This window comes from Klebsiella sp. Lac1 (assembly GCF_009825425.1).
GTDB classification, from domain to species: Bacteria; Pseudomonadota; Gammaproteobacteria; order Enterobacterales; family Enterobacteriaceae; genus Klebsiella; species Klebsiella electrica.
In genome coordinates this window covers 3,100,743-3,115,259 of sequence record NZ_VJZJ01000001.1, presented here as the reverse complement: position 1 = coordinate 3,115,259, position 14,517 = coordinate 3,100,743, and the positions used below count along the sequence as shown (strand labels likewise).

16 protein-coding genes are annotated in these 14,517 nt (G+C 57.4%); 14 read left to right on the top strand and 2 right to left on the bottom strand.

Going from position 1 to position 14,517, the window contains the following annotated elements; translation table 11 throughout:
* The first annotated feature begins 65 nt into the window (after positions 1 to 65).
* Positions 66 to 1,199 (top strand): 3-phenylpropionate MFS transporter, encoded by a 1,134-nt coding sequence (locus FNY10_RS15110; protein ID WP_160703010.1) that lies wholly within the window; start codon positions 66 to 68, stop codon positions 1,197 to 1,199.
* Here FNY10_RS15110 and csiE read toward each other — a convergent pair.
* On the bottom strand, positions 1,196 to 2,473 hold the full coding sequence (gene csiE, locus FNY10_RS15105) for a stationary phase inducible protein CsiE (RefSeq protein ID WP_160703008.1): 1,278 nt from the start codon (positions 2,471 to 2,473) through the stop codon (positions 1,196 to 1,198). The two genes, FNY10_RS15110 and csiE, sit on opposite strands and share 4 nt — an antisense overlap.
* A 124-nt stretch (positions 2,474 to 2,597) precedes the next feature.
* Here csiE and FNY10_RS15100 point away from each other — a divergent pair, with 124 nt between their 5' ends.
* Positions 2,598 to 3,236 carry a DUF1007 family protein gene (locus tag FNY10_RS15100; protein ID WP_100683327.1) on the top strand — a complete coding sequence of 213 codons (639 nt, stop codon included), beginning with the start codon at positions 2,598 to 2,600 and terminating at the stop codon, positions 3,234 to 3,236.
* Entirely contained in the window at positions 3,227 to 4,207 is a 981-nt protein-coding gene (locus FNY10_RS15095; RefSeq protein ID WP_160703006.1) for a nickel/cobalt transporter, read from the top strand. Before FNY10_RS15100 ends, FNY10_RS15095 begins: the two co-directional genes overlap by 10 nt.
* 41 nt (positions 4,208 to 4,248) lie before the next feature.
* Here FNY10_RS15095 and suhB read toward each other — a convergent pair whose 3' ends face one another.
* On the bottom strand, positions 4,249 to 5,052 hold the full coding sequence (gene suhB, locus FNY10_RS15090; RefSeq protein ID WP_131048772.1) for an inositol-1-monophosphatase: 804 nt from the start codon (positions 5,050 to 5,052) through the stop codon (positions 4,249 to 4,251).
* A gap of 120 nt (positions 5,053 to 5,172) precedes the next feature.
* On the opposite strand from suhB, the gene trmJ reads away from it, so the two are divergent.
* From trmJ to sseB, 11 genes are all read left to right on the top strand, one after another.
* Positions 5,173 to 5,904 (top strand): tRNA (cytosine(32)/uridine(32)-2'-O)-methyltransferase TrmJ, encoded by a 732-nt coding sequence (trmJ, locus tag FNY10_RS15085; protein WP_100683324.1) that lies wholly within the window; start codon positions 5,173 to 5,175, stop codon positions 5,902 to 5,904.
* Positions 5,905 to 6,133: 229 nt separating this feature from the next.
* Positions 6,134 to 6,625: a Fe-S cluster assembly transcriptional regulator IscR gene (gene iscR, locus FNY10_RS15080; RefSeq protein ID WP_041146727.1), complete on the top strand. Its 492-nt coding sequence runs from the start codon at positions 6,134 to 6,136 to the stop codon at positions 6,623 to 6,625.
* A gap of 174 nt (positions 6,626 to 6,799) precedes the next feature.
* The gene (iscS, locus tag FNY10_RS15075; RefSeq protein WP_047663380.1) at positions 6,800 to 8,014 is read left to right on the top strand and encodes a cysteine desulfurase; all 1,215 of its coding nucleotides are present in this window, start codon (positions 6,800 to 6,802) and stop codon (positions 8,012 to 8,014) included.
* Positions 8,015 to 8,040: 26 nt separating this feature from the next.
* On the top strand, positions 8,041 to 8,427 hold the full coding sequence (gene iscU, locus FNY10_RS15070; RefSeq protein ID WP_004866383.1) for a Fe-S cluster assembly scaffold IscU: 387 nt from the start codon (positions 8,041 to 8,043) through the stop codon (positions 8,425 to 8,427).
* A gap of 15 nt (positions 8,428 to 8,442) precedes the next feature.
* Positions 8,443 to 8,766: an iron-sulfur cluster assembly protein IscA gene (gene iscA, locus FNY10_RS15065; RefSeq protein WP_004866380.1), complete on the top strand. Its 324-nt coding sequence runs from the start codon at positions 8,443 to 8,445 to the stop codon at positions 8,764 to 8,766.
* Between the two features lie 193 nt (positions 8,767 to 8,959).
* Complete coding sequence (gene hscB / locus FNY10_RS15060; protein WP_032686491.1) at positions 8,960 to 9,475, top strand: co-chaperone HscB; 516 nt, start codon at positions 8,960 to 8,962, stop codon at positions 9,473 to 9,475.
* A 15-nt stretch (positions 9,476 to 9,490) separates the two neighbouring features.
* Positions 9,491 to 11,341, top strand: a complete 1,851-nt coding sequence (gene hscA / locus FNY10_RS15055) for a Fe-S protein assembly chaperone HscA (protein ID WP_160703004.1) — start codon at positions 9,491 to 9,493, stop codon at positions 11,339 to 11,341.
* Position 11,342: 1 nt separating this feature from the next.
* Positions 11,343 to 11,678, top strand: coding sequence for an ISC system 2Fe-2S type ferredoxin (fdx, locus tag FNY10_RS15050; RefSeq protein WP_004866372.1), 336 nt, complete (start codon positions 11,343 to 11,345; stop codon positions 11,676 to 11,678).
* Between the two features lies 1 nt (position 11,679).
* The gene (iscX, locus tag FNY10_RS15045; RefSeq protein WP_100683320.1) at positions 11,680 to 11,880 is read left to right on the top strand and encodes a Fe-S cluster assembly protein IscX; all 201 of its coding nucleotides are present in this window, start codon (positions 11,680 to 11,682) and stop codon (positions 11,878 to 11,880) included.
* 197 nt (positions 11,881 to 12,077) lie between these two features.
* Positions 12,078 to 13,364 (top strand): aminopeptidase PepB, encoded by a 1,287-nt coding sequence (gene pepB, locus FNY10_RS15040; RefSeq protein WP_141963929.1) that lies wholly within the window; start codon positions 12,078 to 12,080, stop codon positions 13,362 to 13,364.
* 97 nt (positions 13,365 to 13,461) lie between these two features.
* The gene (sseB, locus tag FNY10_RS15035; RefSeq protein WP_160703002.1) at positions 13,462 to 14,238 is read left to right on the top strand and encodes an enhanced serine sensitivity protein SseB; all 777 of its coding nucleotides are present in this window, start codon (positions 13,462 to 13,464) and stop codon (positions 14,236 to 14,238) included.
* Positions 14,239 to 14,517: the final 279 nt, after the last annotated feature.

The window sequence follows — 14,517 nt, the reverse complement described above, 5'->3', positions numbered from 1 at the left end:
TAAATCCTCGCCTTGCGCCCGTGGCGCTTTATCGCCAGACTATCGCCTCCATTCGGGAGGGAATCATGGTCTTGCACTCCACGCGCTGGTTGGCGCTTAGTTACTTCACCTATTTTTTCAGCTACGGCATTTTCCTGCCTTTCTGGAGCGTCTGGCTGGCAGGGACAGGCTTAACGCCGGAAACCATCGGTATGTTGTTGGGTGCCGGGCTGGTGGCCCGTTTCCTGGGGAGCCTGCTGATCGCGCCGCGGGTCAGCGATCCCTCGCGGCTGATTTCCGCCCTGCGTCTCCTCGCGCTACTGGCGCTGTTGTTTGCCCTGGCCTTTTGGGCCGGGAACCACGTTGCCTGGCTGACGGTGGTGATCGTGGGGTTCAACCTCTTTTTCTCTCCGCTGGTGCCGCTGACCGATGCGCTGGCCAACACCTGGCAAAAACAGATAACTATGGACTACGGGCGGGTGCGCCTGTGGGGCTCGGTGGCGTTTGTTATCGGTTCGGCGCTCACCGGTAAGCTGGTCAGCCTGTTTGACTATCGGGCTATTCTGCTGCTGCTCAGCCTCGGCGTCGCTTCTATGCTGCTGGGGATGCTGCTGAAACCCTCGGTGATGCCGCAAGGGGCGTCTCGCCATCAGGAAGGGGCAGGGGTTGCGGCCTGGCTGTCGCTGATACGGCAAAGCTGGCGCTTTCTCGCCTGCGTCTGTCTGCTCCAGGGGGCGCACGCCGCCTACTACGGCTTCAGCGCGATTTACTGGCAGGAAGCCGGTTACTCGGCCTCTGCCGTGGGCTATTTATGGTCACTGGGCGTGGTGGCGGAAGTGGTTATCTTTGCGCTGAGCAAAAAAGTCTTCAGTCGCTTCAGCGCCCGGGAACTGCTGCTGCTTTCGGCCGTGTGCGGTCTGCTGCGCTGGACGCTGATGGGCGCGACCACGGCATTACCGTGGCTTATCGTCACCCAGATTTTGCACTGCGGCACCTTTACGGTCTGCCACCTGGCGGCGATGCGCTATATCTCCGCGCGCCAGGGCAGCGAAGTGATACGCCTGCAGGCGGTCTACTCCGCCGTGGCGATGGGCGGCAGTATCGCGGTGATGACGGTTTTCGCTGGCTTCCTCTATCAGCACCTGCACCAGGGCGTATTCTGGGTGATGGCGCTGGTGGCCCTCCCGGCACTGGTGCTGCGGCCAAAAGCGGTTGCCTAATCCTCCAGCATTTTACAAATATGCTGCCGCTGTTTCACGCTGAACATCTCTTCAGCGTGAAACAGCGGCGGCGAAAACAGCGGTAGCGCGGTGGCATACGGCGTGACGACCAGCGCCACACCTTTCGGCGCCCCTTCTTTCTCAAAATCCCGCACGCTCTGGTATTTGATATTGAGCGGCAGCAGCGTCAGTTCACGCAACTGAAGTTCCAGCGCCTGTTCCAGAACAGGATTGTCGTGAGTGAGCAGCACGACCTGTTTCTCATGAAGATCGCTTTTCTGCATCAGCCATGCGCCGAAAATCACCGCAATCAGTCCCACCTCTTCCTGATTAAACGTAATCTCGTAGGTCGCTTCAAACTCGCGTAGCGCGGCCTGGGTGGTGCGCATCAGACGCGGGTAGAGGCGGCTAATCTCTTCCGGCAGCGCGTTATCAATACCGATAGCGAAAACGCTGCGGTTGAGCGCCTGCGACAGATGAATATAAAGCTGATCGCTCAGTCCCTGGTCATCGCTGAATGGCCGTCCTGCTAAATCCTGGAAGCGATGAATTAAGCGGTCGATGGCCAGGTGCAGCCGCCGGTCCTGGCGATGGCTGTCGCGGATGGGATCGGGCGTTTTCAACAACATAAAGAGCAGCGTCAGGAACAGCTGTTCGCCGGCGTGCGGTGTGCTGGCGACCCGGCGTTGCCAGTGGCGAACGATCTCCTGGGCGAGCGCGAACTCCGCCGCTTGCTGCGTCCAGCGCTGCTGCTCCTGGGTAAAATCCGGCGTGAGCCCAAGATGGTGTTGCAGCAGGCAATATTGCAGATACAGGCGCAGGAAATGAATATCCCGACAGTCAAACTGCCGGTTGAGCATCCGCGAGCAGCGGTTGACCAGCGCCCGCAGATTGGTGTCGTCATACAGCGTTCGCGCAATGCCCTGTAGTTTAAGCTGCGTTTTTAATGCCGGTGTAAAATGGTGGGCAATAAAATGCGGACATAAACGCAGCGCTCGCCGCAGGCCGTGCAGCAGGCACAGACGTTGATCGATGACGGCACCTTCAATCCGGTAGCTGCCGTCCACCTGCGACGAAAGCGTCAGTCGGTGGTAACGCTGAATTTCGCGTGCGGTCTCTGCGATATCCTGCCGGGCCGTTGACTCATCAACCTGGTTGATGTGGCTAAGCCGTTCTGGCGTCACCGGCTGCCCGGGGAGATAAAACATCAGCAGTACCTGACTACGGCGCTGTGGACTGGAAAGCGCAGATGGTGGTTCAATGACGGTCATCATCTGGTGGGGCCCAGTTAGGATTTTTGCTAAGAATAGCTAATGGATAAATGGAGAGCAGGGCAGTCCGGCGCCTTTACGTCAGGATTGCTGGCTAAGTTCACAGAATTTTTCGCGTGAGGAACGGATGAAGAGAGTGAAACAATGCACCAGTGCGGCATTTTTCATGGTTTTATCATTTAGTGTGCTGGCGCACCCGCATAGCTTCATTAGCCTGAAAACGGAAGTCGTGGCGGACAACGGGCTGCTCACCGGTTTTAAAATGCGCTGGACGATGGATGAAATCACTTCGGCAGACCTGCTCTACGATGCGGGGCAGGCAAAGCCTGGGGATGAAGTGTGGAAAAAACTGGCGGCGGAGGTGATGGCCAACGTGCTCGGTCAGCATTACTTCAGCGAGCTCTGGCATAACGGCCAGCGGGTGAAGTTTGATAATCGGCCTGATGGCTATGGTCTTGAACGCGATGGGCACCAGGCGGTGCTGACGTTTACGCTGCCGCTGGCAAAACCTCAGCCGCTGGCCGGACAGACGCTAACGTTGTCGACCTTTGATCCGACCTATTATGTCGATATGCACTATGACAAAGCGAGCGATGTCACGCTGCCCGCCGCGTTGCGCACGACATGCAAGGTCAAGGTGGTCACGCCGGAACCGAATGAAAAAATGGCGGCCTTTGCCCAGTCTCTCGATAAGGCCGACGCGCCGCCGGAAGATATGGAGCTGGGAACCTACTTTGCGCAGAAGGTGACGCTGACATGTCCGTAATTTTCTCTCACGCCGCACGCACTTCGCGCCTGCGCCAGATGTGGCCGCTGGCGCTGTTTTTGCTGCTGGCGACAGCCGCGGGGATCTGGCTGTGGCAGGCCTGGCCGCAGGTCTTGCTGCAAAGCGCCATCTGGCAGCGGGCGTTGAATCTTGAGCTGAGCCGTCTGCTGAAAGCCGTTGCGGAAAACCCCTCTGCGGCGGGGTTCTCGCTGCTGGCGTTTAGTTTTATCTACGGCGTGCTGCACGCCCTGGGGCCAGGGCATGGCAAGATAGTGATTACCACCTGGCTGGCAACTCATCCGGCAAAACTTAAATCCAGTATCATGCTGACCCTGGCGGCCTCGCTCCTGCAGGGCGTTGTGGCGATTGCGCTGGTGGTGGTGGTGTTAACCCTCCTGCAACTGCCGGCCAGGCAACTGCATCTCAGTAGCTTCTGGCTGGAGAAAGGCAGCTATTTGCTGGTGGGGGCGCTGGGTCTGCTGTTGTGCTGGCGGGCGCTGAAAAAGCTGCGGGCCGCGCTGCGGCGACCGACATTTACCGCCTTTACGCCGCACCACGTTCATCATGCCCAGTGCGGATGCGGGCATCAGCATATGCCGGCACCGGAACAACTCCAAAGCGGCGATGACTGGCGCGCGCGGCTGGTCATTATCCTCTCGATGGGGATGCGGCCCTGTTCCGGGGCGATTATGGTCCTGCTGTTTAGTAAAGTGATCGGCGTGTTTAACTGGGGAATTGCGGCGGCACTGGCGATGGCGGCAGGCACGTCGTTGACCATTAGCGGGCTGGCGCTGCTGGTTCATGGTTTCCGGCAACTGGCCGTTAAGCTCAGCGGCAATAAGACGCCACCGCTGTGGCAACACGTTGCCTGGGCGACGCTGGCATTGGCCGGCGGTGTGATTTTACTGGTTGCGGCGCTGGTGATGTGGAGCAGTGCGGCGCCTGTCGGCGGGGGCTTACGACCCTTTTAAGGAGCACCCTCACCCCGTGTGCCGGGGTGAGGGGAGAAGAATTAGCGCTTCAGCGCTTCACTCAGTTCGTCACGCATATTCGCCAGCATGGCTTTCACAACGCGCGGATTGCCCGCCACGATGTTGCCGCTCATCAGGTAGTTGTGACCGCCGGTGAAATCGCAGACCAGCGCGCCCGCTTCACGAGCGATCAGCTCGCCTGCGGCAAAATCCCACGGTTTCAGCGCAATTTCAAAATAACCGTCAACGCGGCCTGCGGCCACGTAAGCCAGATCCAGCGCGGCAGAACCGGTGCGACGGAAATCAGCACACTCGGTAAACAGCTTACCGAGAATATTCATGTACGCTGTTGCGTGCTGTTTCGCTTTGAACGGGAAGCCGGTCGCCAGGATTGTGCCATCGAGATCGCGGGCGTTGCTGCCGCGCAGACGGTAGCCGTTCAGCTGTGCGCCCTGACCACGGGTCGCCGTGAACAGTTCGTTACGCATTGGATCGTAAACCACCGCGACTTCAGTACGGCCTTTGATGCGTACGGCGATGGAAACAGAGAAGTGGGGCAGACGTTTGACGAAGTTGGTGGTGCCATCCAGTGGATCGATAACCCATTGAACATCCTGATCTTCACCTGCGTGTTCACCGCTTTCTTCGGTGATGATGGTGTGCTGCGGGTAAGATTTGCGAATGGTTTCAATAATCAGCGCTTCAGCTGCTTTATCGACGTTGGTCACAAAATCATTGCTGCCTTTCTGGCTGGTTTCTACGGAGTCTGGGGTTTCGTAGTGCTTGGCAATTAAATTACCCGCCTTGCGCGCTGCGCGCACGGCGATGTTCAGCATCGGATGCATCGGTCTCTCTCACTGGATGTTAAAGAACGGGAAAAAACGGCGCATATAGTAACAGCGAATTCTGCCTATGTCTTCGTTTTATGATAGCATGCGTGAATAATCTTTAGCCGAAGAACCATAATGCTGCAAAATATTCGAATCGTACTGGTAGAAACATCACATACTGGAAACATGGGTTCCGTTGCCCGGGCCATGAAAACCATGGGGTTAACTAATCTGTGGCTGGTTAACCCGCTGGTTAAACCGGATTCTCAGGCTATCGCGCTGGCCGCTGGCGCCAGTGACGTGATTGGCAATGCGCAGATCGTCGATACCCTGGATGAAGCCCTGGCCGGCTGCAGCCTGGTGGTGGGAACCAGTGCTCGTTCACGTACTCTGCCGTGGCCGATGCTTGACCCGCGCGAGTGCGGTCTGAAGAGCGTGGCGGAAGGGCAGCACGCACCGGTTGCGTTGGTCTTTGGCCGCGAACGCGTTGGGCTGACTAACGATGAGCTGCAGAAATGTCACTATCATGTGGCTATTGCCGCAAACCCGGAATACAGCTCGCTGAACCTGGCGATGGCGGTGCAGGTTATCGCCTACGAAGTGCGTATGGCCTGGCTGGCTACCCAGGAACAGGAAGAACCGGCAGTCGGGCACGAAGAGACGCCGTATCCGCTGGTTGATGATTTAGAACGTTTCTACGGCCACCTCGAGCAAACCCTGCTGGCCACCGGTTTTATTCGCGCCAGCCACCCGGGGCAGGTGATGAACAAACTGCGTCGTCTGTTTACCCGCGCGCGCCCGGAAAGCCAGGAGCTGAATATCCTGCGTGGTATGCTGGCGTCGATTGAGCAGAACAATAAAGAGTAATTGCGTGCGTTGCTGCCCGGCGGCGGCGCTTGTACGGGCCTGCGGTTTTGTCGGTAGGGTAGCGCAGCGCCGTGGGCAAATAGAGACCGCACGGATGGTTAAATACCTGACTAAAACAGTCAAGTAAATAGTTGACCAAATTACTCGGGAATGTCAGACTTGCCCTTGCTATGCAATACCCATATTAATAAAAAGCCCGGGCAGGGGCGAGTTTGAGGTTAAGTAAGACATGAGACTGACATCTAAAGGGCGTTATGCTGTGACCGCGATGCTGGACGTTGCGCTCAACTCTGAATCGGGCCCGGTTCCGTTGGCTGATATTTCTGAACGTCAGGGGATCTCGCTGTCCTATCTGGAACAGCTGTTTTCCCGTCTGCGTAAAAATGGTCTGGTATCCAGCGTACGTGGCCCAGGCGGCGGTTATTTGTTAGGTAAAGAAGCGGGCAGCATCGCCGTAGGCGAAGTGATCAGCGCAGTAGACGAATCGGTTGACGCGACCCGTTGTCAGGGTAAAGGCGGCTGCCAGGGCGGCGATAAATGCCTGACCCACGCGCTGTGGCGTGACCTGAGCGAACGTCTGACCAGCTTCCTGAACAATATCACCCTGGGTGAACTGGTGAATAACCAGGAAATCCTCGATGTTTCAGGTCGTCAGCATAGCCATGAATCCCAGCGCAATACCCGCACTCAGGACGCCATTGACGTCAAGCTGCGTGCGTAACTCATCCTGTTTCAGCTTGCGGCATCGCTGCGGCAGGCTGAAAAGGTCAGAGTAAAACGATAAAAAAGAGATTTCAGAATCAGGCCGGAATGTTGCGACATCCCGTGTCCCCGGTCGTACATCAAGCCGGTTGCCTGGTTCCTTGCATTGAGTGATGTACGGAGTTAAAGAGCAATGAAATTACCGATTTACCTCGATTACTCCGCAACAACGCCGGTGGATCCGCGTGTTGCCGAGAAAATGATGCAGTTCCTGACCCTGGACGGGACCTTTGGTAACCCGGCCTCTCGTTCACACCGTTTCGGTTGGCAGGCTGAAGAGGCGGTTGATATCGCCCGTAATCAGATTGCTGAACTGGTCGGCGCCGATCCGCGTGAAATCGTCTTTACCTCCGGTGCAACGGAATCCGACAACCTGGCGATTAAAGGTGCAGCCAACTTTTATCAGAAAAAAGGCAAGCACATTATCACCAGCAAAACCGAGCACAAAGCGGTTCTGGATACCTGTCGCCAGCTGGAGCGTGAAGGTTTCGACGTCACCTACCTGGCGCCGCAGCGCAACGGGATTATCGATCTGAAAGAGCTGGAAGCCGCGATGCGTGACGACACCATCCTGGTCTCCATCATGCACGTCAACAACGAAATCGGCGTGGTGCAGGATATCGCCACCATCGGCGAACTGTGCCGCGCGCGTGGCATCATTTACCACGTTGATGCCACCCAGAGCGTGGGCAAACTGCCTATCGATCTGAGCCAGCTGAAAGTTGACCTGATGTCCTTCTCCGGTCACAAAATTTATGGTCCTAAAGGTATTGGCGCACTGTACGTTCGTCGCAAACCGCGTATCCGCATTGAAGCGCAGATGCACGGCGGCGGTCACGAGCGCGGCATGCGTTCCGGTACTCTGCCAGTCCACCAGATCGTCGGTATGGGTGAAGCTTACCGTATCGCCAAAGAAGAGATGGAAACCGAGATGGCGCGTCTGCGCGGTCTGCGTAACCGTCTGTGGGACGGCGTAAAAGATATGGAAGAGGTTTACCTCAACGGCGACCTCGAGCAGGGCGCGCCGAACATTCTCAACGTCAGCTTCAACTATGTTGAAGGCGAGTCGCTGATTATGGCGCTGAAAGACCTGGCCGTTTCCTCCGGTTCTGCTTGCACCTCCGCAAGCCTTGAGCCGTCCTATGTGCTTCGCGCACTGGGCATGACTGACGAACTGGCACACAGTTCTATCCGTTTCTCTTTAGGTCGATTCACTACCGAAGAAGAGATTGACTACACCATTGATCTGGTTCGTAAATCCATCGGCCGTCTGCGCGATCTTTCTCCGCTGTGGGATATGTTCAAGCAGGGCGTGGATCTGAACAGCATCGAATGGTCACATCATTAATCGGTAGGGTATAAGGAGAATTCATCATGGCATACAGCGAAAAAGTTATCGATCATTACGAGAATCCGCGCAACGTCGGCTCTTTTGACAACAGCGACGACAGCGTCGGCAGCGGCATGGTTGGCGCACCGGCGTGCGGCGACGTGATGAAGTTGCAGATTAAAGTCAACAATGAAGGTATCATTGAAGACGCGCGCTTCAAGACCTATGGTTGCGGTTCTGCTATCGCCTCCAGCTCCCTGGTTACCGAATGGGTGAAAGGGAAATCCCTGGACGAAGCTCAGGCTATCAAGAACACCGATATTGCCGATGAACTGGAACTGCCGCCGGTGAAAATTCACTGCTCCATCCTGGCGGAAGACGCGATTAAAGCCGCGATTGCGGATTATAAAAGCAAACGTGAAGCGAAATAATTAAGAGGTTATTGTATGTCGATTACTCTTAGCGACAGCGCAGCGTCGCGAGTTAATTCCTTCCTGGCCAACCGCGGCAAGGGCTTCGGTCTGCGCCTGGGTGTCCGCACTTCGGGCTGCTCAGGTATGGCCTACGTGCTGGAATTTGTTGACGAGCCGGCGGCAGAAGACACCGTGTTTGAAGATAAAGGCGTCAAGGTAGTGATCGACGGCAAAAGCCTGCAGTTCCTCGACGGCACTCAGCTGGACTTCGTCAAAGAAGGCCTGAACGAAGGGTTTAAATTCACTAACCCGAATGTCAAAGATGAGTGCGGTTGCGGCGAAAGCTTTAACGTATAATCCCGCCACTATCCGACGTGTTTCAGGCCGCATCAGGGCGGTAAACGCGTGAATCCCGGGGGCTGACAGCAGTCGGTCCTGCGGGTAAACGACGACAGCCCACGCAGAGGCGGCCCGGCATGCACGGGTAGAGGACCCCACCGCGGTGAACCGTGAGTGGGGTTTGCTTTATCTCGTTAACCCTGAGGTTACTATGGACTATTTCACCCTCTTCGGGTTACCGGTCAGTTATACCCTTTCGCAAGAACAGCTGGCTGTCCGGTACCAGGATTTGCAGCGCCAGTATCATCCCGACAAGTTCGCCAGCGCGAGCGCGGCCGAACAGCTCGCCTCCGTGCAGCAATCCGCCACGATCAATCAGGCGTGGCAAACGCTCCGTCACCCGCTGACCCGCGCCGAATATCTCCTTTCGCTCCACGGCTATGACTTAGCCAGCGAGCAGCACACCGTGCGCGATACCGCCTTCCTGATGGAACAGCTGGAGCTGCGCGAAGAGCTGGATGAGATTGAAAAATCGCAGGATGAAGAACGTCTGGCGGCATTTATTAAACGCGTGAAGGGGATGTACGACGTTCGTCATCAGCAGGTTGTCGAACAATTAAATAGCGAGACGTGGGACGCGGCGGCGGATACCGTGCGTAAACTGCGTTTTCTCGATAAACTTCAGAGCGTTGCAGAACAACTCGAAGAAAAGCTGCTCGATTTTTAATTTTCGGAAGCAATTATGGCCTTATTACAAATTAGTGAGCCTGGTCTGAGTGCCGCGCCGCACCAGCGTCGTCTGGCGGCGGGGATTGACCTGGGCACCACCAATTCGCTGGTCGCTACCGTGCGTAGCGGTCAGGCCGAAACTCTGCCCGACCATCAGGGGCGCTACCTGCTGCCTTCCGTGGTGAACTACCATGAATCTGGCCTGAGCGTCGGCTACGACGCCCGACACAATGCGGCCCTCGACCCGGTTAACACCATCAGCTCCGTAAAACGGATGATGGGGCGCTCGCTGGCCGATATCCAGACGCGTTACCCCCATTTGCCTTACCAGCTGCAGGCCAGCGAAAATGGTCTGCCGATGATTCAGACCGCCGGCGGTTTGCTCAACCCGGTTCGCGTTTCCGCCGACATCCTGAAGGCGCTGGCTGCCCGGGCAACGGAAGCCCTGTCCGGCGAACTCGACGGTGTGGTGATTACCGTCCCGGCCTACTTTGACGACGCCCAGCGCCAGGGCACCAAAGACGCCGCGCGTCTGGCCGGTCTGCACGTACTGCGCCTGTTGAACGAGCCGACCGCCGCGGCCATTGCCTACGGCCTCGATTCCGGCCAGGAAGGGGTGATCGCGGTTTACGATCTTGGCGGCGGCACCTTTGATATTTCGGTGCTGCGCTTAAGCCGCGGCGTCTTTGAGGTGCTGGCGACCGGCGGCGATTCCGCGCTGGGCGGCGATGACTTTGACCATCTGCTGGCGGATTATCTGCGCGAACTGGCCGGGCTGAGCGATCGTAGCGACAACCGCCTGCAGCGCGAACTGCTGGATGCGGCGATCGCGGCGAAAATCGCCCTCAGCGATGCCGGTTCCGTCAGCGTTAGCGTCGGCGGCTGGCAGGGGGATATTACCCGTGACCAGTTTAATGAGCTGATTGCGCCGCTGGTGAAACGCACGTTGTTAGCCTGCCGTCGTGCGCTGAAAGATGCGGGCGTGGCGGCGCAAGAGGTGCTGGAAGTGGTCATGGTCGGCGGTTCAACCCGCGTGCCGCTGGTTCGTGAGCGCGTCGGTGAGTTCTTTGGCCGCACGCCGCTGACCACCATCGATCCGGACAAAGTGGTGGCCATTGGCGCCGCGATTCAGGCCGATATTCTGGTGGGCAACAAACCGGATAGCGAACTTCTGCTGCTCGACGTTATTCCGCTCTCTTTAGGGCTGGAGACGATGGGCGGTCTGGTGGAGAAAGTGATCCCGCGCAACACCACGATTCCGGTGGCGCGTGCGCAGGAGTTCACCACCTTTAAAGATGGCCAGACGGCGATGTCTATTCACGTCATGCAGGGCGAGCGCGAACTGGTGCAGGATTGCCGTTCGCTGGCGCGCTTTGCGCTGCGCGGTATCCCGGCGCTACCAGCGGGCGGAGCGCACATTCGCGTTACCTTCCAGGTCGACGCCGATGGCCTGCTGAGCGTCACCGCGATGGAGAAATCGACCGGCGTCGAAGCCTCCATTCAGGTCAAGCCCTCCTACGGCCTGACCGACAGCGAAATCGCCACCATGATTAAAGATTCGATGAGTCACGCCGAACAGGATATCAAGGCGCGGATGCTGGCTGAGCAAAAAGTCGAAGCCGCGCGCGTTCTTGAGAGCCTGGAAAGTGCGCTGGCCGCCGATGCCGCGCTGCTAAGCGCCGCAGAACGTCAGGCTATCGATGAAGCGACGGCGCAGCTGCGTGCGGTTGCCGCAGGCGATGACGCCGACGCGATTAAAGATGCGATTAAAAATACAGACACACAAACCCAGGAATTTGCCGCACGCCGCATGGACCAGTCGGTCCGTACTGCGCTGAAAGGCCAATCCGTGGACGAGGTTTAATATGCCAAAGATTGTTTTTCTGCCCCATCAGGACCTGTGCCCGGATGGCGTAGTTGTGGAAGCTGAGATCGGTGAGACCATTCTGGATGCTGCTCTGCGCAGCGGCATTGAGATTGAACACGCCTGCGAAAAATCCTGTGCCTGCACCACCTGCCACTGCATCGTGCGTGAAGGTTTTGACTCGCTGGCCGAAAGTACCGAAGATGAAGATGATATGCTGGATAAGGCCTGGGGGCTGGAGCCCGACAGCCGTCTGAGCTGTCAGGCGCGCGTGACCCACGATGATCTGGTCGTCGAGATCCCGCGTTATACTATCAACCACGCACGCGAGCATTAATATGGGACTGAAATGGACCGATAGTCGTGAAATTGGTGAAGCGCTGTATGACGCCTTCCCGGATCTCGACCCGAAAACCGTGCGCTTCACCGATATGCATCAGTGGATTTGCGAGCTGGAAGAGTTTGATGACAATCCGACCGCATCCAATGAAAAAATTCTGGAGGCGATTCTGCTAGTCTGGTTAGATGAAGCAGAATAATTTCCGTAACATGCTTCACGCCGCAGATGCGTGGGTCGTGGTTGCTCACTCCCGCCGCACAGTTATCTGTGAGTCCGGGGAATGAGCGGCTGAGCGCCTTCTCCTGCAGCGTGAATCAGCGGAAAAATAATATGGGCTGCCTTTTGGCGGCCCTTTTGCCAAATGCGGCTCCTTTGCCAAATAAGGATAAAGATAAAATGACCGAAGCCATGAAGATTACGCTGACGACCCAACCTGCCGACGCGCGCTGGGGAGAAAAAGCGGCTTACAGCATTAATAATGACGGCATCACCCTGCATCTGAACGGTAAAGACGACCTCGGTTTGATTCAGCGCGCGGCGCGTAAAGTCGACGGGATGGGGATCAAGCACGTCGCGCTGAGCGGCGAAGGCTGGGATACTGACCGCGCGTGGGCATTCTGGGCCGGCTACAAAGGGCCGAAGGGCAGCCGCAAGGTGGAATGGCCGGCGCTGGACGACGCGCAGAAAAGCGAGCTGGACAATCGGCTGACGATTATTGACTGGGTGCGGGATACCATTAACGCGCCGGCGGAAGAGCTTGGCCCGGAACAGCTGGCTCAGCGCGCGGTCGATCTGCTGTGCAGCGTCGCCTGCGACAACGTGACTTACCGTATTACAAAAGGCGAAGACCTGCGCGAGCAAGGCTATCTTGGCCTGCATACCGTTGGCCGTGGCTCCGAGCGTCCTCCGGTGCTGCTGGCGCTGGATTACAACCCAACCGGCGATAAAGAAGCCCCGGTGTACGCTTGCCTGGTCGGGAAAGGCATCACCTTCGATTCCGGCGGCTACAGCATCAAACAAAGCGCGTTTATGGATTCGATGAAATCCGATATGGGCGGCGCGGCAACGGTTACCGGCGCGCTGGCGTTCGCGATTACCCGCGGCCTGAACAAACGCGTGAAGCTGTATCTGTGCTGTGCAGACAACCTGATCAGCGGTAACGCCTTTAAACTGGGCGACATTATTCGCTATCGCAATGGCAAGACCGTGGAAATCATGAACACCGATGCCGAAGGCCGCCTGGTGCTGGCGGATGGCCTGATTGACGCCTCGGCGCAGAAACCTGAGCTGATCATCGATGCGGCCACCCTGACCGGGGCGGCGAAAACCGCGCTCGGCAACGACTACCATGCGCTGTTCAGCTTTGACGACCCGCTGGCTAACCGCCTGCTGGCGAGCGCGCAGGCGGAAAATGAAGCCTTCTGGCGCCTGCCGCTGGCCGAGTTCCACCGTGGTCAACTGCCGTCTAACTTCGCCGAACTGAACAACACCGGCAGCGCGGCCTATCCGGCTGGCGCCAGCACCGCAGCCGGTTTCCTGTCGCATTTCGTTGAAAATTATCATCAGGGCTGGCTGCACATCGACTGCTCGGCGACCTATCGTAAAGCGGCGGTTGAGCAGTGGTCTGCCGGCGCTACCGGCCTCGGCGTGCGTACCATAGCGAATCTGCTGACGGCCGAGTAATCTTTTTTTGCCGGGTGGCGCTACGCTTACCCGGCCTACAGAACCCGTAGGCCCGCGCAAGCGTAGCGCCGCCGGGCAATTGTGAAGTAGCCAAACTATGTCCGAAACTAAAAATGAATTAGAAACCCTGCTGGAAAAGGCGGCGACCGAGCCGGGCCACCGCCCGGCATTTTTCCGTACGCTGCTGGAGTCCACCGTGTGGGTTCCGGGAGCGGCGGCGGAAGGCGAGCAGATTGTCGAAGAGAGTGCCGTCGATCTGCAGCACTGGGAGAAAGACGATGGCGCCTCGGTGATTCCGTTTTTCACTTCTCTGGAAGCGCTGCAGCAGGCGGTTGAAGATGAACAATCGTTCGTGGTGATGCCGGCACGGACGCTGTTTGCGATGACGCTCGGCGAAACGCTGTTCCTCAATGCAAAGCTGGCAACCGGTAAAGAGTTTATGCCCAATGAGATCCGCCATCTGCTGGGGGAAGAGGGCAGCCCGCTCAGCACGCAAACCGTGCTCGAAGGCGGCGAGTCGCTGCTGTTGTCTGAAGTCGCCGAGCCGCCAGCGCAGATGATTGACTCGTTGACCACGCTGTTTAAAACGTTGAAGACCGTCAGGCGGGCGTTTCTTTGCTCGATTAAAGATAGCGCTGATGCGCCGGCAAACCTGCTGATCGGTATTGAAGCCGAAGGTGATATCGAAGAGGTTATCCAGGCGACCGGCAGCGTGGCGACCGATACGTTACCTGGCGATGAGCCGATTGATATCTGTCAGGTGGTGGAAGGCGAGAAGGGGATCAGCCATTTTATGATTGCCCATATCACGCCATTTTATGAAAAGCGCTGGGGCAGTTTCCTGCGCGACTTTAAACAGAACCGCATTATTTAACTCTTTCCCGGGTAGCGGCTATGCCTTACCCGTATATGGACACCTCCCGTTATGCAAGCCATCTCTGCATTCTGTGTAACGGGGTAAGTTGCGTTCGTATATCCGGCCTCTCTTACGATACCGTCGTATCCGGGCCATGATGTTATCTGCGCATCTGTTTCCATTCGGGCTAGCGGCTTTGTTTACCAGGGAGCCTTCGGACAAGTCGGAATGACAGATGCCGGTCTTACCTGTTACTCATCACGCTTTGCTGACCGCATACTCACGGCTGGTTACTGC

Excerpts from the sequence above, each read along its gene's own strand:
- FNY10_RS15110 (WP_160703010.1), top strand. The coding sequence starts at position 66 with ATGGTCTTGCACTCCACGCGCTGGTTGGCGCTTAGTTACTTCACCTAT.
- csiE (WP_160703008.1), bottom strand. The coding sequence starts at position 2,473 with ATGATGACCGTCATTGAACCACCATCTGCGCTTTCCAGTCCACAGCGC.
- FNY10_RS15100 (WP_100683327.1), top strand. The coding sequence starts at position 2,598 with ATGAAGAGAGTGAAACAATGCACCAGTGCGGCATTTTTCATGGTTTTA.
- FNY10_RS15095 (WP_160703006.1), top strand. The coding sequence starts at position 3,227 with ATGTCCGTAATTTTCTCTCACGCCGCACGCACTTCGCGCCTGCGCCAG.
- suhB (WP_131048772.1), bottom strand. The coding sequence starts at position 5,052 with ATGCATCCGATGCTGAACATCGCCGTGCGCGCAGCGCGCAAGGCGGGT.
- trmJ (WP_100683324.1), top strand. The coding sequence starts at position 5,173 with ATGCTGCAAAATATTCGAATCGTACTGGTAGAAACATCACATACTGGA.
- iscR (WP_041146727.1), top strand. The coding sequence starts at position 6,134 with ATGAGACTGACATCTAAAGGGCGTTATGCTGTGACCGCGATGCTGGAC.
- iscS (WP_047663380.1), top strand. The coding sequence starts at position 6,800 with ATGAAATTACCGATTTACCTCGATTACTCCGCAACAACGCCGGTGGAT.
- iscU (WP_004866383.1), top strand. The coding sequence starts at position 8,041 with ATGGCATACAGCGAAAAAGTTATCGATCATTACGAGAATCCGCGCAAC.
- iscA (WP_004866380.1), top strand. The coding sequence starts at position 8,443 with ATGTCGATTACTCTTAGCGACAGCGCAGCGTCGCGAGTTAATTCCTTC.
- hscB (WP_032686491.1), top strand. The coding sequence starts at position 8,960 with ATGGACTATTTCACCCTCTTCGGGTTACCGGTCAGTTATACCCTTTCG.
- hscA (WP_160703004.1), top strand. The coding sequence starts at position 9,491 with ATGGCCTTATTACAAATTAGTGAGCCTGGTCTGAGTGCCGCGCCGCAC.
- fdx (WP_004866372.1), top strand. The coding sequence starts at position 11,343 with ATGCCAAAGATTGTTTTTCTGCCCCATCAGGACCTGTGCCCGGATGGC.
- iscX (WP_100683320.1), top strand. The coding sequence starts at position 11,680 with ATGGGACTGAAATGGACCGATAGTCGTGAAATTGGTGAAGCGCTGTAT.
- pepB (WP_141963929.1), top strand. The coding sequence starts at position 12,078 with ATGACCGAAGCCATGAAGATTACGCTGACGACCCAACCTGCCGACGCG.
- sseB (WP_160703002.1), top strand. The coding sequence starts at position 13,462 with ATGTCCGAAACTAAAAATGAATTAGAAACCCTGCTGGAAAAGGCGGCG.